Raw genomic sequence first — 25561 nt, forward strand, 5'->3', positions numbered from 1 at the left:
TTTTGTCTTAATTTCGTTTATATAAGTGTCTCTTTAAATAGTTTAGCGTGAAATGCGAAAATCTGCTAATTTTATCTCGATTTTTGATAAAAGTAATTTTTGGCGGACGGGATTTTTGCCTCAATTTGCTAGAGCGAGTATAATAACTGTATTTTGCAAAACCGTGGGCCAAAGTATCCCACAAGGAGGAAACGAGAATGAAGGCTAATTTTTGGCAAGAATTGCCGCGCCCTTTTTTTATTTTAGCACCTATGGAAGACGTGACAGATGTGGTTTTTCGCCATGTGGTACAAGAAGCCGGGGCACCGGACGTCTTTTTCACGGAATTCACCAATTCCGATAGTTTTTGCCATCCAGATGGTTTGGCCAGCGTCCGGGGACGACTGGTCTTTACCGAGGATGAACAGCCCATGGTGGCCCATATTTGGGGAGACAATCCCGAGCATTTCCGCCAAATGAGTGTGGCCTTAGCCGAGATGGGCTTTGCCGGTATCGATCTGAATATGGGTTGTCCCGTGCCCAATGTGGCGGAGCGGGGCAAAGGGAGTGGCTTGATCTTACGTCCGGAAGTCGCGGGGGAATTGATTCAAGCCGCTAAAGCCGGGGGCCTACCCGTGAGCGTCAAAACCCGCCTTGGCTTTACCGAATTAAGTGAGATGCAAGCCTGGATCAGCCACCTATTAAAACAAGACATCGCCAATCTGTCGGTTCATCTACGTACCCGCAAAGAAATGAGCAAAGCCGCGGCTCACTGGGAGCTGATTCCGGAACTGGTGAAACTGCGGGATGCCATCGCTCCTGAGACGCTCTTGACGATTAATGGGGATATTCCGGATCGAAAGACCGGGGAGGAGCTGGCCGAAAAGTATGGTGTTGACGGCATCATGATTGGTCGGGGAATTTTCAAAAATCCTTATGCGTTTGAAAAGATCCCTCAAGAGCACTCGTCCCAAGAGTTATTGCAGCTATTGCGCTTGCAGTTGGACTTACAAGATCAGTATCAAGAACAATTGCCGCGTTCCATCGTCGGTCTCCATCGCTTTTTCAAGATTTATGTCAAAGGCTTCCCGGGAGCCAATGACTTGCGCATTCGCCTGATGGAGACAAAATCCACAGCAGAAGTCCGCCAAATTTTGGACGAATTCGAAAAATAAGCAAACAAAAAACCAAGCGGGGAACGATCTCCGCTTGGTTTTTTGTGAGTCAGCTTATAGGCCCGTATCTTCCAGAATCAAGAAAATCACGATGCGGTCTTTGGCCATGGAACGGCGAGTAATGGCGATGGTATTGCAGATGCACTCAGGTTGGAGGCAATCGCCACACGTGCCTTTCTTGATGCAAGGCGTCTGCTGCAAGTTTAAGCGCCAAGCATTTAAAGGCGCCGTCTGCCGTCGCACCATGGCTAAGGTAGTTTCCAAATCGCCGTAGACCTTTTTCATGCTGACAAAGGCAAAAACTTTGTCCGGCCCAAAAGTCAGCGCCGCCACACGATTGCCGACGCTATCGACATTGACCAATTCCCCATCTTCACTGATGCCATTGATACTGGTCAAAAAATAATCCGCCGTCAACGCTTGGCGCATCACTTGGTAGCGTTCCGCTGGCGTCTTCGTCTGTTCCCGGTCAATCATAGTTTGACCCCGAGCGTACAAATCAGGAATAATGCCCATGGCTTCCACCGTGATAGAACCACCAAAGCCTACTGTTTTATCCGGCTCAATCCAGGTCAAAGCTTTCTCCTTAGCTTCTGCCAGATTTTGACAAATTACCGGCAAAAAATTGCGCCGAGTGAGTTTTTTACTTAAAGTGACCGCCGAAGTATTGTAGCGGTCCTTTTGATATTCTTCCATGAGGGTCTCCTTTTTAAGATAATCAATAAGCAAGTAATCGCTAAGGAAATTTCGAAATTAATTTCTATTTTATTATACTTGATTTTAAATTGGTTGCTGAACAATTAGGGGAAAAATGCGAATCCAACTCAGCGTAAAGTGCTAGGGGTATGTGAGAATAGGTTCTTTAAAGTTCATAAATTCACATGCGTTCTCTTTTTTTTCCATTTTTACTGGCTGTTTATGATAGTTCGAAAAATGATAGGGGATACATAATTAATGAAAATCTCGTTATTTATTCAAAAATAAGGGTGACAGAAGATTTACAAGAGGCCTATAATAGATTGTAGAAATTGTTCAATGATAGGAAAGGTATGGGTGGCTATGAGCAAATTGCATACGATTGGCGAAGTTGCTTCAACTTGTGGAGTATCCAGAAAAACCCTGCGTTTTTATGAAGAATTGGGCTTGTTGGCACCGGACTATGTTTGTCCTAGTAATGGGTATCGGTATTACAGTGAAGACACGATGCATATGATCCCGATATTAAAGTACTACAAACAAATGGGTTTTCGCCTAAATGAGATGTCTGGTGTAGGAGATACGGCAAACTATTTTTATCATCAACAAAATTTTTTGAGCAAGTTAACGGAGTTGAAAAAAGAAGAAGAACGCATTCAAAACTGTTATCAATCCGTCTCCGATTGGTTGAATTTATTGAATGAGGGGGTCATGGCCACCGAAAATGATATTTCGGATATCAGTTTAAAGTACATTGAGCAAGATTACTATTATTTTATGGAACAGCCTTTTGAATACGATTACAAAAAATCAATCATCAATATTACTTGGATTAACTACTTAGAACAGCACAATAGTGAAATAACCGGTCCTGTGGTGCTTTATTTTGATGATTACCAGGAAAAAGCCGCAGGGAAGTGCCAGCAAGTAATAGTGACTCAAAAGCCCTGTAAGAACAATCAGCACACCTTGCCCCTAAAGGATTTTGGTGGGCAGATGTATCTGTGTATGTACCATCGGGGAAACCCTGGAGAAAGTAGTGAGAAGTATGCCCACATGGAAGCTTGGGCAAAAGAGCATGACTACACGCTAGGTCCAGGCTGTTATGAACGGTTTGTGATTGATTATTGGTCACTGAAAAATCAAGAAAAATTTGTGACGGAGATCATGATTCCCGTTGCAAAATAGAGCCTGTCCCAAATAAGCACGAAACCGGATTTTTTGAATCCGGTTTTTTTGTGCTTTCAAATATTATTCTAATTTAATTATCATTTTAAATAACGATTTCTAGTAAAAAACATCCTGTTTGGCGACAAAATTGTGTCGAAACAACAGTTGAAAAAATAAATTGTGACTCGCTAAAAGTAAGTTTGTTCAGTGTTTTAACTGAATTTTGAACAAGGCAAAATAGCGCTGTAATCAATACTAGCCAATGCTTGTTTGATTAGACAATGATGATAAAAAAGATGGGTTCAAGCAGGCTTAACTCGTTTCTTTTTTGAATGTTTTTATGGAAGCTACAGAAAAAATAAAATAACTTATAACCTTGACCTTAGGGAGAGCCTTTGAAGAGTGAGGGCAAGTAGTAGCTGGAAATGCTGATTTAGCAGTCATTAATAAAAATCACCTCATATTGAAAGAGCTTTCAAATTAATCATTTGCAATGAAAACAATCGTAACAAATGTAAGATAACAGGGAGAAAAATATTTTGAAAAAGAAAATTGTATTTTTATCTGTACCAACTGCCGTTCCAAATTTCAGTTGTTAAGAAGAATGATTTCAATTCTTATTTAAGATAGCGCTTTCTTTTTCGGGGTAATTCAGATACCAAACAGTTTTAATTCTCACTTAATGAATCTAATTGAGAACTATCGGGGTGTATTACACGTTAGATTGTGTTCTATTGCACAATATTTTTTTGTTTTCCTATTGACCTCCACCATAAGGGACAAGCTTATAGTAAATGTGCATAAAAAAACGCTACAGTATGGTAGCAAAACAGGAGGAATAATTATATGAAATTCGATGCGCTAGGTATGGTGGAAACAAAAGGTTTGGTAGGATCCATCGAAGCAGCAGATGCCATGGTGAAAGCAGCTAATGTTTCACTGATTGGTAAAGAACTAGTTGGCGGTGGCATTGTAACCGTAATGGTACGAGGCGATGTAGGCGCTGTGAAAGCAGCGACGGATGCTGGAGCTGCGGCAGCCCAACGTGTGGGCGAGTTGTTATCGGTTCATGTGATTCCACGACCACATAGTGAAGTGGAAAGCATCTTGCCACATACTTCAGTTAAAGAATAAGGGGAAAACCTATGAATAGCGATAAAAGTGTACTTCAAACTCAAGTATCTGCTGAAACAAAGATGAATGCCGTTGGAAAAAAATTCCGCATCTCGGGAATCGCCAATGGGCTAATCTCCGGCTTAACTTACGGTATCTATTCGACGTTAGTAATGGTGGCCAGTGGTTTTGATCCTTTGGTTAGTGCAGCCGGCTTTTTAGCGGCACCATTTGTTTGCTCCGGCCTAAATGATCTGTTCGCGGGTATTTGGCTATTAATCTATAACGCAAAACAAGGGCGTTTGAAAGAATTACTACGTACTTTGAAAACGAAACCTGGTCAAATGCTAGTCATTGGTTTCTTATTAGGTGGACCGATTGCCAATGGGGCGTACTTGATTGGTTTAGCTATGGCAGGGGCATACGCAATTCCAATCTCTGCTACTTGTAGCCTGTTTGGGGCCTTATTTGCCTGGATCTTTTTGAAGCAAAGACCGACAAAACGTGTGGTGTTTGGCATGGTGCTGTGTGTGTTCGGTGCGATTATTATCAATTTTGTTAAACCAGAAGGCGCACCAAACTTCACCTTAGGCATTATTTGTGCTTTGATTGCAGCGATTGCCTGGGGCTTAGAAGGAGTATTCTCCAGTTTCGGTGGTGCAATGATCGATACCGATGTGGCGGTGAACTTGCGAGAGTTGATCTCCGGCTTGGTCGTTTTGATTTTGATTGTTCCATTAGTTGGGGGCATGAACTTATTAGGTGGGACTTTAGCCGCAGGTACACCAATCTTATGGTTGATTTTATCCGGGTTAAGCGCTGCAGTTTCCTTCGTTTGTTGGTACAAAGCCAATTCAATGGTTGGTTGTGCCATTGGGATGTCCTTAAACGTTACGTATGCATTCTGGGGTGTTTTATTCTGTGTCTTGTTCCTAGGCCAAACCTTGACCCCAACGATTGTTGTTGGTTCTGTGGTGATTGTCTTAGGTGCGATTATCGTAACCATGAATCCTTTAGATTTGTTTAGAAAAGGAGATGCATAAAATGCTATTACCAAGCAGAATGGCTGTACTTAACCAAATGTACGATGAAAAGACTGTCAATGTGGACTCCGTTATGGATGCTTTACGAGCAGATTACGGAAATGAAAAACAGTTCAATTCAAAAATGTATCTGGATCATTTACTAGCCTTAGAAGCTAACGGCTTAGTGGAGATGTCCAGTTATAACTTGGATGAAAAAGATAATTTGGTCATGCATTATGCCATCACAGAAGATGGGCGTCACACAGTAGACAAATACGTAGATCAGAAGTATCGCAGAAATTAGGAGGCCACGCGATGAGATATAGAGGTGAAGAGGCACTCGGTTTGGTCGAAACTCTAGGCTTAGTTCCAGCCCTAAAAGCGGCTGATGAAATGCTAAAAGCCGCCAATGTTGAATTGATTTCATACGAAAATATCGGCTCAACCTTGGTTACCGTGATGATTAAAGGGGATGTAGCGGCTGTGGAAGCTTCCGTAGCTGCTGGGGCCCGCGCTGCCGAAGCTATCGGTAAACTGACCGCACAGAATGTAATGCCCCGACCGATTGCAGAAGTAGGGGACATCGTTTCTGTTCATGACATCGATCTATAAGAACCTGGAGGGAAAACATGAAAACTTACGAAGCAATCGGGGCGATTGAAACCTTTGGCCTAGTTTTTGTATTAGAAGCGGCAGATGCCATGTGCAAAGCGGCAGACGTCGACTTAGTGGGCTATGAAAATGTCGCATCCGGCTATATTTCCGTCATCGTAAAAGGGGATGTGGCTGCGTGTAAAACCGCAGTGGAAGTCGGAGTGGCGGCCGTGGAAGCCATGGGAGAAGAGGTCTACAGCTCAGTGGTAATTCCTAGCCCACATTTTGATCTGGGAAAAATCATTACACGCTATTCATTAGAAAATCTGTTACCAGAATAAAGAGGGGGTGGGCACGATGCTATTTGTAGATCAAGATCTTCAATCCATTCAAGAGGCGCGGATTCTCGTAGAATCGGCCCGGGATGCTCATACTCTGTTGCAAGAATACGATCAAAAAGACCTGGATCGAATAGTAGAGGCATTTTTTTCGCAGCTTTTGCCAGAAATTCCTGAATTGATTGATTCAGAGTTAGGCGTACGCCATACCGGGTGTCGCGAAGACAAAGTTCAGTTTGCCAAGATCTTTTTCAGTCAATTAAAAGAACCATTATTGACGGAACAAGTGGTGGGGATTTTAGCAAATCAAGATCAGTCTGGGCCTAAAACAATCGGAGTTTCCTTAGGGGTAGTGGCAGTCATCTTGCCTCGAGAAAACATGATTATAAACGGTTTATATGCTGCTTTAATCGCATTAAAGGCCGGCAACGCAGTAATTTTAGTGCCACAAAGTCATACAGAAGCGGCCGTGGCCCACATGTTTACAAAGCTTGCTTCCTTGTCGGAGTCTACCGGCTTACCGGCTGGTGCGCTTAGTTATTTGCAAACTTCAACGGAGGCGGGCATAAAAGCCTTGAGCTGTCATCCAGCTGTTGCGCTGATCTTGGCATTGGGATGTCCGGAGTTGTTCACTTTATTAGAAAGTAGCAACAAGCCATTAATTTATGGGGGCACTGGTGGGACCCCGGTTTTCATTGAGCGTTCTGCTGATTTGAAAGAAGCTGCCAAGGCCATTGTAACGAGTCGAGGGTTTGACAATGGCTTATTGCCGGCAGCCGAGCAATTTGTGATTGCAGAAGGTGTGATTGCTGGCCAATTGAAAGAAGAGCTGAGCCAAGCCGGTGCTTATTTTATGAATGAGCAAGAGGAGCAACAGTTAATTCAATTCTTATTTGTGGGAAAAAACCAAGTCAATCCTTTGTGTATTGGTCAAGCAGCCTCGGAGCTAGCCAAAAGAGCGGGCTTCACTGTTTCCGATACGACACAGGTTTTGGTGTCAGAGCAACCCTATATCTTTGATGAAAATCCATTTGCTACTGAATTAAAGTGTCCGATTTTGACCTTTTACTTAGAGCCAGATTGGATTCATGCTTGTGAAAAATGTCTGGAATTATTAAGAGAAAAAGAAACAGGGCATACTTTAGCGATTCATTCCCACAATCAAGCCGTAATCCAAGAATTTGCACTGAAAAAACCAGTAGGCCGCATGATTGTAAATGGACCGGCAAGTTTTACCAGTGTCGGCTTGGACTCAACTTTGCCTGTATCGCTAATCTTGGGCGGGTTGACGACTGGTCGAGGTTATACGGCGAAAAATATTACGGCATTTGATTTGACCTATCAACGGGCCATTGGCTATACCAAGGTCAAAGAGCAGCCTGCAATTCCTGTCACCACAGCATTCACAGAGTGGGAATTACTGGAAAAAATAGTAAGGAAAATTATTGATTAATCATGATTAGAAGCGAGGGATTCAAATGGACATTAACGAATTTTCAGCAAAATTAGCTGAAGCTACGAAAGAATTAAGCTACGAAGAACGGCAAGCGTTAATGAAGATGTTTGCTTCGGTATCTGACGAAGTGACCAAAGAAGTACCGACTACCGAAAGATTAGTCACAGAAGAATTTAGTGGCATTCCTGATGGGATTACACCACGTTTACGAGCTTTGAAAGACAATTATTTGACGCAAGTGCCGTCCATTACCACTTATCGGGCACGGGCCATTACGAAAATTGCGAAAGAAAATCCGGGGATGCCGAAAATTCTTTTGCGGGCGAAATGCTTCCGCTACTGCTGTGAAACCGCACCTTTGGTTATCCAAGACCACGAACTAATCGTTGGGGCACCAAATGGCAAACCGCGGGCCGGCGCTTTTTCACCAGATATTGCTTGGCGCTGGATGGAAGATGAAATCGATACAATCGGCACCCGGGCACAAGATCCATTTTATATTTCTGATGAAGACAAGCGGATTATGCGAGAAGAATTATTCCCATTCTGGGCCGGAAAATCAGTCGACGAGTACTGTGAAGACCAATACCGAGAAGCTGGGGTTTGGGAACTATCCGGAGAGTCTTTTGTTTCTGATTGCTCGTACCATGCCATCAACGGTGGTGGGGACTCTAATCCAGGCTACGACGTCATCTTAATGAAAAAAGGCATGATCGATATTCAAAATGAAGCGAAAGAACACTTGGAATCTTTGGATTATGAAAATCCAGATGATATCGAGAAAATTTACTTCTACAAATCGATCATTGATACCACAGAAGGCGTTATGATTTACGCTCGCCGCATGTCAGAATACGCAGCCGAATTGGCAATGAAAGAAAGCGATCCAAAACGTAAAGCTGAATTGCAAATGATTGCGAAGGTCAATGCGAAAGTTCCCGCTCATAAACCAGATACATTTTGGGAAGCAATTCAAGCAGTTTGGACCATCGAATCCTTGCTTGTTGTAGAAGAAAATCAAACAGGGATGTCTATCGGCCGTGTGGACCAATACATGTACGAATACTTTAAAGCGGACTTAGAGCAAGGCCGGATGAACCAATACCAAGCTTTTGAATTAGCTGGATGTATGTTGATTAAAATGTCAGAAATGATGTGGATCACCTCAGAAGGTGGCTCAAAATTCTTTGCGGGATATCAGCCATTCGTCAATATGTGTGTCGGTGGGGTGACTCGTCAAGGTCGGGATGCAACAAATGAATTGACCTACCTTTTGATGGATGCAGTGCGTCACGTTAAAGTGTACCAACCTTCACTGGCTTGTCGAATTCATGCCCACTCACCACGAGCGTATTTGAAGAAAATTGTTGACGTTGTTCGAGCTGGTATGGGCTTCCCAGCATGTCACTTTGACGATACTCATATCAAAATGATGTTGGCTAAAGGGGTTTCCATGGAAGATGCCCGAGACTATTGCTTAATGGGTTGTGTGGAACCACAAAAATCTGGACGACTTTACCAATGGACGTCCACTGCGTATACCCAATGGCCAATCTGTATTGAACTAGTGATGAATCACGGGGTACCACTGTGGTACGGCAAGCAAGTTTGCCCGGATATGGGGGCCTTGGACCGCTTCACTACCTATGAACAATTTGAAGAAGCAGTTAAAGCCGAAATCAAATACATTACCAAATGGACGGATGTGGCAACGGTGATTTCGCAACGAGTTCACCGGGATTTAGCACCGAAACCATTGATGTCAATCATGTATGAAGGGTGTATGGAAAAAGGGAAAGACGTTTCTTCCGGTGGTGCGATGTATAACTTCGGACCAGGAGTAGTTTGGTCTGGCTTAGCAACCTATGCGGATTCCATGGCAGCGATTAAGAAATTGGTCTTCGATGAAAAGAAATACACCTTACAGCAATTAAACGAAGCATTGAAAGCTGATTTTGAAGGCTACGACCAAATTCGTACGGATTGCCTCAAAGCACCTAAATACGGGAATGACGATGACTACGCCGATTTGATTGCCGCTGACTTGATTTGTTTCACCGAATCGGAACACCGTAAGTATAAAACACTGTACTCTGTTTTAAGCCATGGTACGTTGTCGATTTCGAACAATACACCATTTGGTCAAATGACCGGGGCTTCTGCCAATGGTCGGAAGGCGTGGGTGCCATTATCAGATGGGATTAGTCCAACCCAAGGCGCTGACTACAAGGGGCCGACAGCGATTATCAAATCAATTTCAAAAATGTCCAATGATACCATGAACATTGGGATGGTGCACAACTTTAAGATCATGGCTGGCATGTTGGATACACCAGAAGGAGAAGAAAGTTTGATCACCTTGTTGAAAACTGCTTGTCATTTAGGAAATGGGGAAATGCAGTTTAACTACTTGGACAATGAAACCCTAATTGAAGCACAAAAACATCCAGAACAATACCGTGATTTAATTGTTCGAGTGGCTGGGTATAGTGCCTTCTTTGTTGAACTTTGCAAGGATGTTCAAGATGAAATCATCAGTCGGACGATGCTGACGAAATTTTAAAAGAGAATCTGGAGATGAAAACGAATGGTTATGGTGAAAAAAGAACGAATTGAACGGCAGGCCATGGTTTTTAATGTTCAGAAATACAGTCTGTATGACGGTCCCGGAATTCGAACCATCGTTTTTTTCAAAGGATGCCCGTTACGTTGCCAATGGTGTGCCAATCCTGAAGGAATTAATCGCAAATTTGAAGTGATGTACCAACAAAGTATTTGCAATGATTGTGGTGCTTGCGTGGAAGCATGTCCGATGGGTATTCATTATATGGATGCCCAAGGACATCACCAAGTCCACCGCGATCGTGCATGTAATGGTTGTCAAAAATGTGTGGAAGTTTGCCCCATGACAGCCTTGAACATCACGGGTCAAATTCGGACAATCTCTGATTTGATGGCGGTCATTCATGAAGATGATGCGTTTTATGAGATGTCTGGTGGCGGTGTCACCTTGAGCGGAGGCGAATGCTTGGCGCAACCGGAAGCAGCATTAGCCTTGTTAAGTGCTTGTAAAGCGGATGGGTTAAACACAGCCGTGGAAACATGTGGCCATTTGCGTTTGAACAAACTATTGGAAATAGCAGATTACATTGACTTGTTTTTGTACGACATGAAACACATGGATCCTGTGCGCCACAATGAATTGACGGGTATTAGTAATGAAAAAATCTTGGAGAACTTACAAGAATTACTGCAACGAGGCCATCAAGTACAGATTCGGATGCCAATGTTAAAGCTGATTAATGATAGTCAGCAAGAAATTCAGCAAATCATCAGTTTTTTGATGCCGTACAAAGATTTGCCAAACTTTAAAGGAATTGATTTATTGCCCTACCACAAATTAGGAGTCAACAAATATGGTCAATTAGGAATCGACTATCCAGTGGAAGGAGATCCTAGTTTATCTGATGCAGAGCTAAATCAAATTGAAGCCTGGATAAGGGAATACGATTTTCCGGTACGGGTAGTACGTCACTAAGAAGGGGAGAGCATAGTCAATGGGGGAAATAATGGGACAACGCATAATTGAAGAATCGGTTCCCGGCAAGCAGATTACTCTGGCCCATGTGATTGCTTCACCCGTGACAGACATTTACCAGTCTTTAGGAATTGAGGCTACTGGTGCGATTGGTATTTTGACCGTTTCACCCTTTGAAACGGCACTGATTGCCGCAGACACGGCGGCCAAATCAGCAGATGTCATGATTGGGTTTCTCGATCGCTTCACTGGCTCGGTGGTAATCACCGGAGATGTTCAAAGTGTGGAAGTTGCCCTAGCAGAAGTCTTACGCGCCTTTAAAGAGACGTTGCACTTTGAAGTAGTCCCTGTGACGCGCACATGAAGCAACGAACCTTACTAGTCGGCCCTCGTAATAGTAGCAAGCATGTAATCGCGCAAGCTCTAGAAAACAGCCCTACTTCTTTGCGACGGGTGGCCAATATCGTCTATTACGATCAAACAATTATCGTACCGGATAGTTACCTAGAAAGTCCTTGGATGCATAAGCATGTGATTGCTTTGCAGCAATCAGCCAAAAATGGTCTTTTCCTTCAGCCAGTAACAGCGACTAGGAGAAGTTATCCTCCTAATTTTGCTAAGGCTTTTCGGATTCCGATTCTTGGCGTGGTGACTTTTTTTGAGTCATGTGAACAAAGTGCGCTGTTTCAGGCAAAGGAACAGCTATTAGCTTGCGGGATTACTGAAAAAATCATCTGTGTAGACTTAGCAGATCCGCAAGCAATAAAAGAACTAAAGAAATATTTACAGTAGAGAGGAGGCGAGAAAATGGGAAGTTTTAAAATGCCGACGAAAATTTTTACAGGAGAGCAGAGTATCACCGAAATTCCGTCCCTTATTGGTCAACGAATATTGGTGATTTGTGATCCCTTCATGGCAAGTTCAGGGAAAGTGGCCTTGGTTACAGACCTGTTAGATGCTAGTCAACGCAGCTACCTAGTATTTTCGGAGGTGGTGCCGGATCCAACGATTGACGTCGTTGCAAAAGGGGTAGCCCAAGCAGTAGTCTGCGAGCCGGATACCATCATTGCTCTAGGTGGCGGTTCAGCCTTGGATACGGCAAAAGCAGTACGCCAAATTTATACCCAAGGAATCGAGAAAGCCACAGTACAGATGATTGCGATTCCAACCACCAGTGGTACGGGTAGTGAGGTAACCTCCTTTGCGGTCATTTCGGATCCTGCAAATCATAGCAAATTTGCTTTGGTTGACGATGCGATGACGCCGGAGTTTGCCATCTTAGATCCCGTCTTTACTATGAGCGTTCCTAGCAGTGTGACGGCCGATACGGGAATGGATGTTTTGACCCATACATTAGAAGCCTATGTCTCCACTCAGGCGACCGATTTCACGGATGCTTGTGGGGAAAAGGCCATGGGAATCATCTGGCAAGACTTAGTGAAAGTCTATCGTGATGGACAAAATGAGGCGTTGCGCGCCAAAGTCCATAATGCCTCTTGCTTAGCGGGGATGGCCTTTAGCGAAGCCTCATTGGGCATTTGTCACAGCCTTGCTCATGCATTAGGGGGCCGATTCCATATTCCTCATGGACGGGCAAATGCGGTCCTTTTACCTTATGTGATTGCTTATAACGCCGGACTCAATGAAACGAAAGAACAGCCTTGTTTAACTAAATATGCGCAAGCGGCAAACCTACTGGGCATTCATGGAGGTACCGAAAAATCTTCCGTGACTTTGTTAGTTGCGGGCATTCAGCGCTTAGCCAAACAAATGGCTATTCCTAGTTCAATCACCGAAATAGGTATCGACGAGGAAGAGTTTATGCAAGCAATCCCTGAAATGGCGCAAGCAGCCATGAAGGATACGTGTACATTAACCAATCCTCGGGTTCCTACACAAATCGAACTTGAAGATTTGTATCGGAGAATTTGGCGAGGTGGTTACTGATGCATTTCATTACGGAGCAAGAAATTCAGCAGAAACATCGGCAAACACCCTTGGAAACCTTTTACGTTAGTGCAGAAAGTCGACTGACCCCGGGGGCACGACAGTATCTCCTGGATCATCAAATCAAGATTCTTTCCGGTAAAGAAGCTGACACTGCTAGCACTTCTAACTTGGGAGACACGCGACTAGCAGAAGCGACCTTGCAGGCCACGTTTCAACTCTTGACTTTGGAATTACAAGCGGCGGGGCTAAAAGCGCAAGCAATTGATTTGAAAGTCGCTCAGCGGATTTTTAAACTTGCCGAGTTGCCTGCTGCAATCGAACAAGAAGAAGAGCTGGAAGGTTTCGAAGAAGAGTCTGAGTGTGACTGGAGCCAATTAACGACAGCAGATTTAGTAACGCCACAAGGGAAAATTTTGATCAAATTGCAACGGAGCCAAGTCTATGCGCAACTGTTAATGGCGCGAGTAACGGATAAACAACGGCAACAAGTAATCCACTTGATACAGCTAATCGAAAGAGAAAAAGAACAATTGATAGGAGCAAATGAATGATAGACGTGTTGGAAATTGAGACTTGTAATGAATTGGTTGCTCGTTTTGAAACCGTAATCAAGAGCCCTCGACCTAGTAAAAGTGGCCAGTATTTTACCGGGGTGGATTTAGGGACCGCCTGCATTGTTCTAGCCGTGTTGGATGAAGAAGGTCAGCCGGTTGCCGGTGCTTACCGATATGCGGACGTGGTACGAGATGGAATGGTAGTTGATTACATCGGAGCGGTCACGATAGTTCGTGAACTGAAAGAAGAGATAGAAAGCAAGTTGCAAACAGAATTGCGTTATGCTGCCGCAGCGATTCCTCCGGGAACGGATGCCTTAGATAGTGGTGCCATCAAAAATGTTGTCCAAAGTGCTGGCTTTGAATTGACGAATTTATTGGATGAGCCAACTGCGGCGAACCAAGTGCTCGATATTCAAAATGGCGCAGTGGTGGACATCGGTGGTGGTACGACGGGGATTTCTATCATCAAGGACGGTGAAGTGATTAAAGTAGCCGATGAAGCTACTGGCGGCACTCATTTGACCTTGGTGACGGCCGGAGCGTATAAGATGTCAATTCCTGAAGCGGAGTTGTTCAAGCGAGATGTAGCCCACCATCAGGAATTACTGGTGACGTTAAAGCCAGTCGTTGAAAAAATTGCCACGATTATCTTGGAACAAGTCGCCGGTTATGAAGTAGACGGGCTGTATCTAGTAGGGGGGACCACTTGCTTAACGGGCATTGAAGGCATCATTGAGAAGAAGACAGGTATTCCAACTTTTAAACCGATTAATCCCATGTTTGTGACACCTCTAGGCATTGCTTTGAGTTGTACGGATGAAGCATTGGATTGAAGGATTCGAGGATGTAGGAGGAACAAATCATGGAGTGTAGAATTATCAAATCTCCCGGTGAAGGAACACTCGCCATCTTAAATCGTCGCAAAGGCTCAGGTCCTAGAGCGGAATTGGACGCCCCAGATGCGATTGGACTGGTCCAAGGAAAGCTCATTGAAATGGTTTGTGCCGCGGATATTGCCGAAAAAGCAGTGGGAGTGACAGTGGAAGATATTCGTGGGAGTTGCCCGCAAAATATGATTATGCTAGCGATATTCGGCGACACCGCATCAGTGCTCGCCGCTATCGAGGAAATCAAAAGAAGAGAGAAAAACAAAGAATGGTGACCGCGCGACTGATTGATAATATCTGGGCGACCAGAAAAGCAGAAAAATTGAACGGCATGAAACTGATGATTGCTGAAATAGTCGGAGGTTCTCGTGATGGGGAACGAATGATTGTTTGCGATGTCATCGGAGCGGGAATCGGTGATCGAGTCATAATCACGACCGGAAGTGCCGCCCGACGCATGTTAGAGGATGATGCGATCCCAGTTGATGCGGCGGTTATTGGAATTATTGATGAAAGTTGTGAATCTGTTTAGAAAGGATTCAAGGGTATGAAAAAATTAATTTGTGCGGAAGATATCATCCAAGCACACGAAATGGGTAGGAAACAAATCGGCATTGATTCGAATACCATTGTGACTCCTTCGGCAAAAGACCTAGCCGCTACCTACCAAATTGAACTACAACCTCAAGACTACTCTGAGGTTGCAGCTTGTCTGCCGGACCAGCTATCCAAAGAAGGTTTTGTAGCAATGCTACGTGCCCTATTAGCTGATAGTCAAGAACCGTCCTTGCCTTATGTCTGCAAAAAACATAGCAATGGCTTAAAGAGCATTCAGGGAAAAAGTGTCAAAATGGCAGTCTTTGAAACAGGGAATCCTAACGCCAATGTGCATTGTCAGGAGTTGATTGGCCAAGAGGAATCACAAATTAGCGCTGGTTTCTTGGAAATCGATCATTCGTCCTTTGACTGGGAATTAACTTATGAAGAGATTGACTATGTGATTGAAGGAACCTTGCAGGTGACAATCGATGGCATCACCTATACGGCAGAAGCGGGGGATGTATTGTTTGTCCCTAAAAATAGTCGAGTAACCTGGGGCTCACCGAATAAGGCCAAAATATTTTATGCGACTTATCCAGCCAATTGGGCAGACCTCTTATAGGAAGGAGTAAGTCATGCAAGCATTAGGATTAGTGGAAACAAAAGGATTAATTGGCGCTATTGAATCAGCCGATATCATGTTAAAGACCGCAGAAGTGAGCTTGTGGTCAAAAGAGTTGGTTGGCGGTGGCTTGGTAACGGTCACGATTGTAGGCGATGTGGCGGCTGTGAAGACAGCGGTAGAGGCCGCTGCTAGCGCGGTGGAAAACTTGGGTTGTGACTTGCTGTATGCCACGCATGTGATTCCGCGGCCGGCGGAAAACATCGGTGGTTTATTGACGACTTCGACTTATGAGCAACCAGTGAGCGAGCAGGATGGTTTAGAAGCGGAAACTTTTGATAAAGAGACTCAGACAGAAGCTGTAGAAGTGCTCGCGACAAGTGACCATCAACCAACGACTTTAGTGGAACAAACAAGCATACTAGTTCCAGAAGACACAGGGATTGTGGCCACAGAAAGTCTCCTCGCAACCACGGAAGCTAATTTACAACACTGGTTAGAAATAGGCGATCGAGAGCAGAGCAATGCAGCCCTGTCCGAAATGAAAGTAATCGACTTGCGAAAACTGGCGAAAAAACAAGTCGATTTCCCAATTTCGAAAAAAGACATTTACCGAACCAATAAAGAGAAACTTATTGAAGCATTGATCGACTACTTTAATAAGAACTAGTAAAAGTAGAGGAGTATCAAAATGAATAAATTTGACAAGGATTTATGTTCTGTTCAGGAAGCGCGGGATTTAGCCCGGGCCGGTCAAAAAGCAGCCATTGCTTTTTCAACTTACACGCAAGAACAAGTAGATGACATCATTAAGGCTATGAAGGAAGCCGCGGAAAAGTTTGCGGTCTGCTTGGCGAAAGCGGCAGTCGATGAGACCGGGTTTGGGAAAGTTGCCGATAAAACCTACAAAAATCATGCGGCGGCGACCTTACTCTATGAAGAAATCAAGGATGAAAAAACGGTGGGTATCATCAATGAAGATACCACTAAAGGTCTGCTTGATGTGGCAGAACCAGTTGGCTTGGTAATGGGCATCGTTCCTTCCACCAATCCAACTTCAACGGTTATTTTCAAGGCGATGATTGCATTGAAAGCCCGGAACGCCATCGTTTTTGCACCGCATCCAGCTGCGGCAGATTGCACTAAAAAAGCGGCGGATATGTTAGCCCGGGCAGCAGTGGCAGCCGGTGCTCCTGAAGGCATCATTGGCTGTGTCTCTACGCCAACAATGGCCTCCACGAATGAATTGATGCATGCAAAAGAAGTCAGCTTGATTATCGCTACTGGGGGACCAGGCATGGTCAAAGCGGCGTACAGTTCAGGTAAGCCAGCGATTGGTGTAGGTGCAGGAAATTCACCAGCATACATCGAGCGCACAGCGGATGTCAAAAGTGCAGTAGCCAAAATCATTGCCAGCAAGACTTTTGATAATGGGACAATCTGCGCGTCGGAACAATCGATTATCTGCGAAACTTGCAATAAGGAAGAAGTCGTACGAGAGCTAGAAAAGCAAGGCGGTTACTTCATGACTCCGGCAGAGACGGATCAAGTCTGTCAGCTTTTATTCAAAAATGGTCATGCGATGAATGCGAAATTTGTTGGTCGCTCACCGCAAGTTATTGCTGAAGCTGCTGGGTTTAGCGTGCCAGCCACGGTTAAAGTGTTAATTGGAGCACAAAAAGGTGTAGGTGAAGGCAATCCTTTGTCCTATGAAAAATTAACCACTGTACTTGCCTTCTACGTGGTGAATGATTGGGAAGAAGCTTGTCAACTAAGCATCGATCTCTTGCAAAATGGGATTGGGCATACTATGAGCTTGCACACGAACAATCGCGACATCGTCCTTAAATTTGCGGCTAAACCAGCTTCCCGGATTTTGGTGAATACGGGAGGAAGCCAAGGCGGAACAGGCATCAGTACCGGCTTACCAATTTCATTTACATTAGGCTGTGGCACGTTTGGTGGCAGCTCTGTTTCTGAAAATGTGAGTCCGAAACATCTGTTAAACATTAAGAAAGTTGCTTATGGATTGAAGGATGTTACTACCTTGGTTCAGGATGACACGAGTTTTCAACATCCCGAATTAAACGGGGGAATCGATGAAAAGGCCTGTGCAAAAGCCACGTCTTCCTGCAGTGTCTCAACAGCCAGCCCAGCTAGCATCCAACAAAGCTTTGAAGAAAAAAATCATGAATTCTCTAGCAGTGACTTAGATAATCTTGCGGAGGTTGTCCGGAAAGTCTTATCCCAGATGAATGAGTGAACGAAAGGTTGAAATAAATGGATAATTACGATGAATTACTCAGTGTTCTTTTAGAGAGACTAAACCCTGGAATGCCGGCTACCAAAAAGGTTCCAGAGGATGGACTGATTCCGGTGGGGATCTCTAATCGCCATATCCATCTTTCGCAACAAGCACTAGATAAGCTTTTTGGCCCTGGGTATCAATTGACCAAGTTAAAGGATCTTTCGCAACCTGGCCAATATGCCTGCAAAGAGACGGTTATGATTTGTGGCCCTAAAGGAATGATTGGAAATATTCGAATTCTCGGGCCGGTCCGTCCAGAAACGCAAATTGAAATTTTGCAAAGTGATACGTTTAAACTAGGAATTCCTGGGGCGTTACGCCTATCCGGTGATTTGCAGGATACTCCGGGAATTACGATTGTCGGACCGAGCGGCTCTTTGGAAATCGACAAAGGGGTAATCGTTGCCCAGCGTCATATCCATATGCTACCAGAAGATGCCGGGCGCTTTGGCGTGCAAGACGGCGAGGTCGTCTCCATTGCTTTTTCTGGGAAGCGAGGCGGCGTATTAAACAATGTGGTAATTCGCGCAAAAGCGAATTCTGGCTTGGAGTGTCATATTGATACAGAAGAAGCCAATGCTCTGGGAGTTATTCCAGGGACAAAAATAACTATTAAAAAAAATTAGGAGGAACAAAAAATGAAATCAGATGCATTAGGAATGATCGAAACAAAAGGCTTGATTGGCTCAATTGAAGCGGCGGATGCCATGGTAAAAGCGGCAAACGTAACCTTAGTTGGGAAAGAACGGGTTGGTGGCGGAATTGTCACAGTAATGGTACGGGGCGATGTGGGTGCAGTCAAAGCCGCCACAGATGCCGGAGCAGCAGCCGCACAACGGGTTGGTGAATTGCTCTCCGTCCATGTGATCCCTCGTCCTCATTCAGAAGTGGAATCCATTTTACCGACTACCCAAGGATAAAAAATAATAAAAAAACGACTCCGATTGTTAATAATCGGAGTCGTTTTTGTTGGTCAGCGATAGGGCCAGCGACTTTTAAAATTCACACTTAATAACGGGAATGTAGCGACTGCCGTGTTCACCGCCCCCGTATAGTTTCCAAACAAACGAGGTAGCCGGCGAAGTCGCCCCATTTTTTTCGCTGTTCTACAGGGCCTAGTTTTGCTAGCCAACTGTCATCTAACTCGAGTTTTCCGCAGAAACGGTGAAAGGCCGTTAGATTGATGATGAAGGTGTTGTGTAAGCTGGTGCGCAAAGGGTCCTTGGCATTTTTTTCCGCAGTAGACCAAAAATTCCATTCCGTGCGCATTTTTGTGTAAGCCAAGGCGGCAGTGATGACTTCTTGCCAAAGCTCGTGTAAATCGGCATCGGGGTTTTCCAGTACACCGTAGATGTCTTGATAGAGGGACAAGGCTTCATCAAACGATAAGGCATCCGGCTGTTTCAAATAGTTGTGATAATCGAACATGGCACATTCCTCCTAGGACTTTTTCCTGTCTACCATACTACCACTTTTTAGTCATCGCGATAAAAGAAGTGCAAGGAAATACTCTTCTTTTTACCGAGTCGTGGGCGTTGGGACCACGATAAAAAGCGAAGCCCTTTTTGACACCGACCTCTTACTGCTAGCTTTTTGCTCTAGCTTTGGGAGATGGGGGATAGGGTTTCGCTTTTTTGTTAGTTAGGTCAATTATTTGCCTGTGTGGTGTCCTCGTTGTCCTCTCGTGCCGCTGCCCTCCCGTTGACCGTGTCCGTGCTGATTGGTGGTTGGGGTATTTTGACGGTTGTGTCTTGGGGTTTGTGCAGGGGGCTCGTCATAAGTGTTGCCATATTGATTGCCTGTACCGTCCTGAGGTTGCGGGCAGACTACTGGATCAGTAGCGTTTGGGGTTGGGGCAGTTGGGACAGGTTCGGTAGTTGGCTCATTTGCGGCTGCCGGTGGGACTGGGTTAGGGCAGTTTTCATTTAGCGGATCTTGGAGGCGGACTGGCCCCGTGCCATCTTGAACGCCTTGTTTTGTCGGTTGTTCTGTTTGTTGTTTTGCTGGGGGTGTTTGATTCGCTTTTGGCACGGTTGTTTGGTGTCTTTGTTTGGCTAAAGTGGCTTGTTTGGCAGCTCGCTGTTTGTGGTGGGTTCGGACAATGGGATCTTGCCCAATGGGACAATTTTCCTGAGGTGCCCGCTCATCTTTGATCAGTAAGCAGTAATTGGGTAAATGGTCTTGGGACTGTAGCTGCGTGGTTTTTCTCTGAGCAGCATCCCCGACGACGCCAGTGAATAAAAACGCGGTGGCAAGCAAAAAGGTGGTGAAAAGCTTCTTCATGAGTACCTCCTCCTTTCCCTATTTTGATTGTAGGAAAAAAGTGTGGCAAAAGTATGGCAACTAGAGAGTCGGAAACTGAATCCGAATCACAAATTGCCCCGGGGGTGTTTGGGCTTCAATCACCCCTTGATGGCGCAAGACGACCTGCTTGGCAATCGCTAAGCCAAGGCCGGTGCCGTTTTGCCCTGGATTGCGCCCCCTTTGGAAAGAATCGAAAAGCTGTTGGGTATCTAGGCTAGAGTCGAGCAGGGGATTTGCCAGGATAATTTCCAAATCCTCCTCTGACATGCCTAAATTCAACTGAATCACCGCTTTTTCTGGGGAGTATTTCTGGGCGTTGTCCAAAATGATTTTCAGCATTTGAGTAATGCGCTGATAGTCCCCGTTCATCAGTTTTTTCTGGGCAAGGTGATTGGTGAATTGCAAAGTTTGCTGTTTTTCCTTAAACGGAATCCGATAGCTGCGCAAGGCATCATTGAGACAATCCAACAAATCCAAAGGTTCTTTTTGCAAGTGAAACTCCGTGGATTCCAAACGACTTAACTCCAGTAAGTCATTGACTAAGCGCTCGAGACTGGTCACTTCTATGAGTAGTTGGTGCCGGTAGTCTTTTTCTTCCTGAGCGTTCAGGTAGCCTTCCTCCATGGCCTCCAGCGAACTTTTAATCACCATGACCGGGGTGCGCAATTCATGGGAAATCTGCGAGAGAAAGTCTTTTTCAGACTGGGCTTTCTTCTTGCGGGCTTCTTGGGCATCGGCTAGGCGCTGGCTTAAAAGGGTCAACTGGTCTCCTAATTCTTGCAACTCATCGTGAGTATCGATTTTCAGCTGGGTTTCAAACCGTTCGTGGGCCAGGTTATCCACATAGGCGCGCATTTCCGCGATTGGGCGGACAAAGCGTTTGGCCAATCGCCAAGCCAGTAAACTAGCTAAAAGGACGGAGACTAAGAGGCTGAGTAGGAGCATAACGTAGCCGGATAGTTGATTTTTATGAATGGCGTTCACTTGGGAGTGCATCACCACCACGGCTAGTACTTGTTGTCCGCTTAAAATCGGGGTGACCACCATTAGCTCATTCAATTGCAGAAACTGATAGTCTTTTGTGACATTGGTTTCTTTGTTTTGATAAGTTTGGCGTACCAAGGCTTGTGCTTGTTCTGGTAGGGGCGTATTGGGTGTTCCATCTTGATGATGGTCACTAATCACGGGCTGAAGGTCGTCATCCACTACCCAGACCGCTTCTCCGGCAATTTGATTCATAAAGCGCAAAAAAGCCCCATAGCCGCCTTGGCCATTGTTTTGACCGTGGCTTTGCGACGTGCTACTGGTGTCTGTCTTGAAATAATCCGCCAAGGTATCACTGATTAATTCACTTCGGTGGACCAATTCTTCTTGGTGCAGTTCCTCCGTGTGCCGGGAAAACAATACCCCAAAGAGAATGGCGATAATCAGCGCAAAAAACAATAGCAGGCTAACGGACTGTAAAATTAAGCGATTGGCGATTTTCTTCATAGGCTTAGCCCAAAACGATAGCCTTCACCCCAGACGGTTTCAATGCTGCAATTTGCTACGTGGGCTGCGGTGAGTTTGGCCCGGAGACGTTTGATGTGACTGTCTACGGTGCGACTGTCCCCATAGTAATCATAGCCCCACACCGTGTCCAAAAGATTGTCCCGGCTAAAGACCTTGTTAGGGTATTGGGCAAACAACGCCAGTATTTCAAACTCTTTTTTGGTCAAACGGATTTCTTGTCCCCGGTAAAAAGCTTTGCGATTTTCTAACTGTAATTCAATCCCGTTCAAAAAAAGCTTGGCCGAGGGACGATCCTGCTCAAAATGAATCCGCCGCAAAATCGCCTTCATACGAGAAAGAACTTCTTTCGGGGAGAAGGGCTTAATGATGTAATCATCTGCGCCAACTTCTAAGCCAAGAATCCGATCTGCGTCCTCTGTCTTGGCGGTAATCATAATAATCGGCACCGTGGAGGTCTCGCGAATTTTCCGGCAAATGGTAAAGCCATCCACGCCGGGCAACATGATATCCAATAAAATAAAATCGACTGGCTCTCCTTCAAAATACGTGAGGGCCGCTTCACCATCGTAACAGACGGCAGTCTCGTAGCCCGCTTCTTGCAAGTAACGGGTCAAAACGTCCACGATTTGTCGGTTGTCTTCCACAATCAAGACTTTCATCGTCTCACCTACTCGTTTTCTTTTATTATAGCCTATTTGGAGGAGCGTTAGGCTAACAAATAAAGCGCTTTCTATTTGCGTAGACAAAGACGCAAAATCAAAAAGCCCTCTTGACTCTGTCACCGTTTCAAGAGGGGAGGATGAGTATTATTGGGCATTTTTTCGCCGGTATTCGCTGATGCTCTGGCCGGTCCAGACAGAAAAGGCCCGCAAAAAGGAATTGACCTCCAAATACCCCAAAAGATAGGCGATTTCATCCGAGGAGAGAGTCGTATTTTTTAAGTAACTTTTGGCCAGCATCTCCCGGACACTGTTAAGCTGTTTTTGAAAACTAGTTTGTTCTTCTTTTAGTTTGCGTTGGAGTGTGCGCTTAGAGATCGTCAATTTTCGCGCAACATCCTCGATGGCACTTTCTCCCGCAGGTAATAAATCCACCAGTGCACTGCGCACTTGGGCACTAAAGGAATCATCTACGTCTAACTCGGATAAACGCCGATTTAATTCCGGCATGAGGTAGTCTCGCATGGTCTTGTTCTCGGTAATGAAAGGCAACTGCAAAGTCTCTTCGGCAAATGTGATGCTATTGCTTCCAGAGGTCACTGGGGTGCATCCCACTAGTGCTACAAAAGCCTCGTCAAAATCCGAAAAAGTCGAGGTGATTTGCAAAGGGACAATTCGTTGTTCCGTTGCTTTTGAAAGCAGATGAATCAAAAAGAGAAACTCGCTAGCCAGATAGAATTTTGAGTCAATCGGCAAATTGTTAAGGGAAGAAAAGGTGATTGTGACACTTTTATTCGCCTGTGTTATTTGATACAAAATCGGGCCAATCAATTGTTTGTAGCGTCCTAAACGTTGGATGCATTTCAGACCATTCTCACTACAATAGGCCGCAAAGATCGGTGCCGAGAACGTTTCGATGCCATCATAAGTCGCCAGATTCATCAATGTTTGTTCATCTGGGGCTTGTTGACTAATGGCATTCATCAGAGCATAGTATTCCGGTTCTGTAAGGCGAATCTGTTCCCGGGTAAACAGATTTTCCGGCAAATGGGCAGTCTTCAACACTTTGCCCACATCAAAATGATGTTGCTTTAGTAACTGTTGGTATTGACCATTTACGATAAATTTTTGCATACACACTCACCTTAGCCTGGATTTGATTGTTGATTGGCAACAAACCCCATGATGGCTTTCTTAGGCATTAAGGGCATTAAGCCAACGAAAGGTCGTTGTACTTTGGACAGTCCGGAAAAGACATTTAGTTTACCAGCCAACATTGCTTGATAGCCTTCTTGGGCTACAACGGCAGGGCTGGCACCTTTAGCAAACATCTTTGTTTGGGTTAATCCACCGGCTTTGGCAAACCCGGTTTCAATCGCCCCGGGCATTAGGGTGGTAACCGTCACGCCAGTTTCTTTTAATTCGTAGGCAATGGCATTGCTTAAAGAAGTCACATAGGCTTTTGTGGCATAGTATTCCGCTTGGAGCGGTCCGGGAATCAGTGCCGCTGAAGAGGAGACATTCAGTATTTTTCCAGTACCGCGATTGACGAATTCTGGAATAAACAACTTCATTAATTTAGTGGGAACGAGCATATTGACCCGCATCATGGAAATATCCTGATCCATAGTCCGCTCTAGAAAACTTCCTTGGCCACCAAGACCGGCATTGTTTACAAGATAATCCACTTGAATTTTCGCTTGTTTCACTTGTTCATAGATCTTTTCGGCCGCTGTTTCCTCCGAAAAATCAACGGCAATCGTCATTGCTGTCACTTGGTATTTATTCTCTACTTCTGCTTTTAAAGTTGCAAGCTTTTTGGCATTTCGACCTACTAAAACGAGATTGTCACCATTGGCAGCAAAGAGCTTTACGAACTCGTGGCCTAATCCGCCGGTTGCACCTGTGATTAACGCTGTTTTTGTCATTTGAAATTCCTCCTATGGGTAATTGACTTAACTGATGAGGTAAGTATAGCGAGAATTCATCAATCCCTGAACATCAAAAAATGCCAGAAAAATATCAAATGACGCCATCGTCAGAGAAAAGACGCAGCCATGACTGCTACTGTTGTTAGTAGGGGCATGGTCGCGTCTTGAGAGGTTAAGTTATGTGTTGTTGATACTGTTTCTTCGTTTTAAAAAAGGCTGCGACTAACGTACTAGCAAAAATAACTGGGCAAATGAAAAAAGAACGATGCAGATTCAGCCATTGGTTACCCAGAAACAAAAGCACGAGATACGGGACAAAAGACTTCAGGCTAAACAGCAAGACCTCTTTGAAAAATTCTTTTTTTGCCATGAAAAGTTGCCTCCAATCCAAATTGGCTTTTCCTCTATGGTAACGCTCTCTATTTTAAAGTCAAATGGAAGCAAAAGTGTAATTGATATGCAATCGAAAAAATGCGCAAAGAAAAGCCCTCGCCAGCATTTTATGCTGACAAGGGCTTTTTATGATTGGAAAATGTTGATTTACAGGAACCGTTCAGCCATATTCTGTTGGCTCTTTATTCCCACTCTATCGTTTTCTAAATTGATAAGGTTTGATATAGTTTAAAATTAAGGATTTATACTAATTATTTTTATAAGAATTTATTAGAATTAATTTCTGTTGTTTGCAAATTGTTTGCAGAGTTGAAAATAATGTGTAGCAAAAACACAACATTTTTTGTATAATAGTATTAGTAATAAAAAGGTGGTGATATAGTGAGATTAGCTGTTAGACTGGCAATAGAAACACGAAATAGTATCGATACTCTTAAAAAAGAAATAAAAGCAACTGGAGAATTTGATAATCTTCATCTTACTAATGGATTTGTCGTGAATCAAGCTTATTTAGATTCGAAAAAAATTACTGCTGAAAAAAACTGGGATAAAGTATTAAAATTTGGGTCTCAAGTTGAAGAACGAAGTGCCCCAAAAACTCGAACTGATTTACAAGTAAATCAAACTACTATTGATGGTATTGCTGAGTTAAAAAAGATTTTACCTCTATATACAGAAACAAGTTATGTAACTACTTCTTTTGTTATCAGAATGATAGTGAGGGGTTCTCTTTTAGTGCGTCACGGAAAAATTTAGGCTTCAAGCCTATTTTTTTTATTTTAATTTTGTGTGTTGACAAAACACGACACTTATT

Annotated in this window: 31 protein-coding genes; 23 read left to right on the top strand and 8 right to left on the bottom strand. The window is 44.4% G+C overall.

Annotation, left to right across the window (positions count from 1 at the left end; translation table 11 throughout):
• The first annotated feature begins 197 nt into the window (after nucleotides 1-197).
• Entirely contained in the window at nucleotides 198-1154 is a 957-nt protein-coding gene (locus I579_RS04315) for a tRNA dihydrouridine synthase (protein WP_010754831.1), read from the top strand.
• A gap of 54 nt (nucleotides 1155-1208) precedes the next feature.
• Here the strand turns inward: I579_RS04315 and I579_RS04320 are convergent, their stop codons facing one another.
• Nucleotides 1209-1850 carry a lactate utilization protein gene (locus tag I579_RS04320; RefSeq protein ID WP_010754830.1) on the bottom strand — a complete coding sequence of 214 codons (642 nt, stop codon included), beginning with the start codon at nucleotides 1848-1850 and terminating at the stop codon, nucleotides 1209-1211.
• A gap of 339 nt (nucleotides 1851-2189) precedes the next feature.
• Here I579_RS04320 and I579_RS04325 point away from each other — a divergent pair, with 339 nt between their 5' ends.
• The 21 genes from I579_RS04325 to eutM all read left to right on the top strand — a co-directional run bounded on the left by I579_RS04325 (nucleotide 2190) and on the right by eutM (nucleotide 18868).
• Nucleotides 2190-3038 (top strand): MerR family transcriptional regulator, encoded by an 849-nt coding sequence (locus I579_RS04325; protein ID WP_034810528.1) that lies wholly within the window; start codon nucleotides 2190-2192, stop codon nucleotides 3036-3038.
• An 828-nt stretch (nucleotides 3039-3866) separates the two neighbouring features.
• Nucleotides 3867-4154, top strand: coding sequence for a BMC domain-containing protein (locus I579_RS04330; protein ID WP_010754828.1), 288 nt, complete (start codon nucleotides 3867-3869; stop codon nucleotides 4152-4154).
• A gap of 11 nt (nucleotides 4155-4165) precedes the next feature.
• The gene (locus I579_RS04335; RefSeq protein WP_010754827.1) at nucleotides 4166-5176 is read left to right on the top strand and encodes a DMT family transporter; all 1011 of its coding nucleotides are present in this window, start codon (nucleotides 4166-4168) and stop codon (nucleotides 5174-5176) included.
• Between the two features lie 19 nt (nucleotides 5177-5195).
• Complete coding sequence (locus I579_RS04340; protein ID WP_233419258.1) at nucleotides 5196-5462, top strand: hypothetical protein; 267 nt, start codon at nucleotides 5196-5198, stop codon at nucleotides 5460-5462.
• Nucleotides 5463-5473: 11 nt separating this feature from the next.
• Nucleotides 5474-5770: a BMC domain-containing protein gene (locus I579_RS04345; protein ID WP_010754825.1), complete on the top strand. Its 297-nt coding sequence runs from the start codon at nucleotides 5474-5476 to the stop codon at nucleotides 5768-5770.
• Between the two features lie 17 nt (nucleotides 5771-5787).
• Nucleotides 5788-6093, top strand: a complete 306-nt coding sequence (locus I579_RS04350) for a BMC domain-containing protein (RefSeq protein ID WP_010754824.1) — start codon at nucleotides 5788-5790, stop codon at nucleotides 6091-6093.
• Between the two features lie 16 nt (nucleotides 6094-6109).
• Nucleotides 6110-7543 (top strand): aldehyde dehydrogenase family protein, encoded by a 1434-nt coding sequence (locus tag I579_RS04355; RefSeq protein WP_010754823.1) that lies wholly within the window; start codon nucleotides 6110-6112, stop codon nucleotides 7541-7543.
• Between the two features lie 25 nt (nucleotides 7544-7568).
• Complete coding sequence (cutC, locus tag I579_RS04360; RefSeq protein ID WP_010754822.1) at nucleotides 7569-10109, top strand: choline trimethylamine-lyase; 2541 nt, start codon at nucleotides 7569-7571, stop codon at nucleotides 10107-10109.
• A gap of 24 nt (nucleotides 10110-10133) precedes the next feature.
• Nucleotides 10134-11084 carry a choline TMA-lyase-activating enzyme gene (gene cutD / locus I579_RS04365; RefSeq protein ID WP_010754821.1) on the top strand — a complete coding sequence of 317 codons (951 nt, stop codon included), beginning with the start codon at nucleotides 10134-10136 and terminating at the stop codon, nucleotides 11082-11084.
• A 19-nt stretch (nucleotides 11085-11103) separates the two neighbouring features.
• Nucleotides 11104-11448 carry a BMC domain-containing protein gene (locus I579_RS04370; RefSeq protein WP_010754820.1) on the top strand — a complete coding sequence of 115 codons (345 nt, stop codon included), beginning with the start codon at nucleotides 11104-11106 and terminating at the stop codon, nucleotides 11446-11448.
• Entirely contained in the window at nucleotides 11445-11876 is a 432-nt protein-coding gene (locus I579_RS04375; RefSeq protein WP_010754819.1) for a EutP/PduV family microcompartment system protein, read from the top strand. Before I579_RS04370 ends, I579_RS04375 begins: the two co-directional genes overlap by 4 nt.
• Nucleotides 11877-11891: 15 nt before the next feature.
• Entirely contained in the window at nucleotides 11892-13031 is a 1140-nt protein-coding gene (locus I579_RS04380) for a 1-propanol dehydrogenase PduQ (protein ID WP_010754818.1), read from the top strand.
• The gene (locus I579_RS04385) at nucleotides 13031-13585 is read left to right on the top strand and encodes a hypothetical protein (RefSeq protein ID WP_010754817.1); all 555 of its coding nucleotides are present in this window, start codon (nucleotides 13031-13033) and stop codon (nucleotides 13583-13585) included. Before I579_RS04380 ends, I579_RS04385 begins: the two co-directional genes overlap by 1 nt.
• Complete coding sequence (gene eutJ, locus I579_RS04390; RefSeq protein ID WP_010754816.1) at nucleotides 13582-14424, top strand: ethanolamine utilization protein EutJ; 843 nt, start codon at nucleotides 13582-13584, stop codon at nucleotides 14422-14424. Before I579_RS04385 ends, eutJ begins: the two co-directional genes overlap by 4 nt.
• 29 nt (nucleotides 14425-14453) lie before the next feature.
• The gene (locus I579_RS04395; RefSeq protein ID WP_010754815.1) at nucleotides 14454-14753 is read left to right on the top strand and encodes a BMC domain-containing protein; all 300 of its coding nucleotides are present in this window, start codon (nucleotides 14454-14456) and stop codon (nucleotides 14751-14753) included.
• The gene (locus I579_RS04400) at nucleotides 14747-15010 is read left to right on the top strand and encodes a EutN/CcmL family microcompartment protein (RefSeq protein WP_010754814.1); all 264 of its coding nucleotides are present in this window, start codon (nucleotides 14747-14749) and stop codon (nucleotides 15008-15010) included. The genes I579_RS04395 and I579_RS04400 overlap by 7 nt, the downstream gene beginning before the upstream one ends.
• A gap of 15 nt (nucleotides 15011-15025) precedes the next feature.
• Entirely contained in the window at nucleotides 15026-15640 is a 615-nt protein-coding gene (locus I579_RS04405; RefSeq protein WP_010754813.1) for a cupin domain-containing protein, read from the top strand.
• Between the two features lie 13 nt (nucleotides 15641-15653).
• Entirely contained in the window at nucleotides 15654-16310 is a 657-nt protein-coding gene (locus I579_RS13070; RefSeq protein ID WP_010754812.1) for a BMC domain-containing protein, read from the top strand.
• A 21-nt stretch (nucleotides 16311-16331) separates the two neighbouring features.
• Nucleotides 16332-17903 (top strand): acetaldehyde dehydrogenase (acetylating), encoded by a 1572-nt coding sequence (locus I579_RS04415; protein ID WP_010754811.1) that lies wholly within the window; start codon nucleotides 16332-16334, stop codon nucleotides 17901-17903.
• Between the two features lie 17 nt (nucleotides 17904-17920).
• Entirely contained in the window at nucleotides 17921-18574 is a 654-nt protein-coding gene (locus tag I579_RS04420) for a phosphate propanoyltransferase (RefSeq protein WP_010754810.1), read from the top strand.
• Nucleotides 18575-18586: 12 nt separating this feature from the next.
• Entirely contained in the window at nucleotides 18587-18868 is a 282-nt protein-coding gene (eutM, locus tag I579_RS04425) for an ethanolamine utilization microcompartment protein EutM (protein ID WP_010754809.1), read from the top strand.
• Between the two features lie 118 nt (nucleotides 18869-18986).
• Here eutM and I579_RS12890 read toward each other — a convergent pair whose 3' ends face one another.
• From I579_RS12890 to I579_RS04460, 7 genes are all read right to left on the bottom strand, one after another.
• A complete protein-coding gene (locus I579_RS12890) occupies nucleotides 18987-19376 on the bottom strand; it encodes a hypothetical protein (protein ID WP_010754808.1) in 390 nt (129 codons plus the stop codon).
• A gap of 222 nt (nucleotides 19377-19598) precedes the next feature.
• Entirely contained in the window at nucleotides 19599-20231 is a 633-nt protein-coding gene (locus tag I579_RS04435; protein ID WP_010754807.1) for a hypothetical protein, read from the bottom strand.
• A 60-nt stretch (nucleotides 20232-20291) separates the two neighbouring features.
• Entirely contained in the window at nucleotides 20292-21743 is a 1452-nt protein-coding gene (locus tag I579_RS04440; RefSeq protein WP_010754806.1) for a sensor histidine kinase, read from the bottom strand.
• A complete protein-coding gene (locus I579_RS04445; RefSeq protein ID WP_010754805.1) occupies nucleotides 21740-22423 on the bottom strand; it encodes a response regulator transcription factor in 684 nt (227 codons plus the stop codon). Before I579_RS04445 ends, I579_RS04440 begins: the two co-directional genes overlap by 4 nt.
• Nucleotides 22424-22570: 147 nt before the next feature.
• Nucleotides 22571-23557 (bottom strand): helix-turn-helix domain-containing protein, encoded by a 987-nt coding sequence (locus tag I579_RS04450; RefSeq protein WP_010754804.1) that lies wholly within the window; start codon nucleotides 23555-23557, stop codon nucleotides 22571-22573.
• An 11-nt stretch (nucleotides 23558-23568) separates the two neighbouring features.
• Nucleotides 23569-24351, bottom strand: coding sequence for an SDR family NAD(P)-dependent oxidoreductase (locus tag I579_RS04455; protein WP_010754803.1), 783 nt, complete (start codon nucleotides 24349-24351; stop codon nucleotides 23569-23571).
• Nucleotides 24352-24526: 175 nt separating this feature from the next.
• On the bottom strand, nucleotides 24527-24724 hold the full coding sequence (locus I579_RS04460; protein ID WP_010754802.1) for a hypothetical protein: 198 nt from the start codon (nucleotides 24722-24724) through the stop codon (nucleotides 24527-24529).
• A gap of 404 nt (nucleotides 24725-25128) precedes the next feature.
• Here I579_RS04460 and I579_RS04465 point away from each other — a divergent pair, with 404 nt between their 5' ends.
• Nucleotides 25129-25503: a hypothetical protein gene (locus tag I579_RS04465; protein WP_010754801.1), complete on the top strand. Its 375-nt coding sequence runs from the start codon at nucleotides 25129-25131 to the stop codon at nucleotides 25501-25503.
• Nucleotides 25504-25561 lie beyond the last annotated feature (58 nt).

Source organism: Enterococcus asini ATCC 700915 (assembly GCF_000407365.1).
Lineage (GTDB): Bacteria > Bacillota > Bacilli > Lactobacillales > Enterococcaceae > Enterococcus_C > Enterococcus_C asini.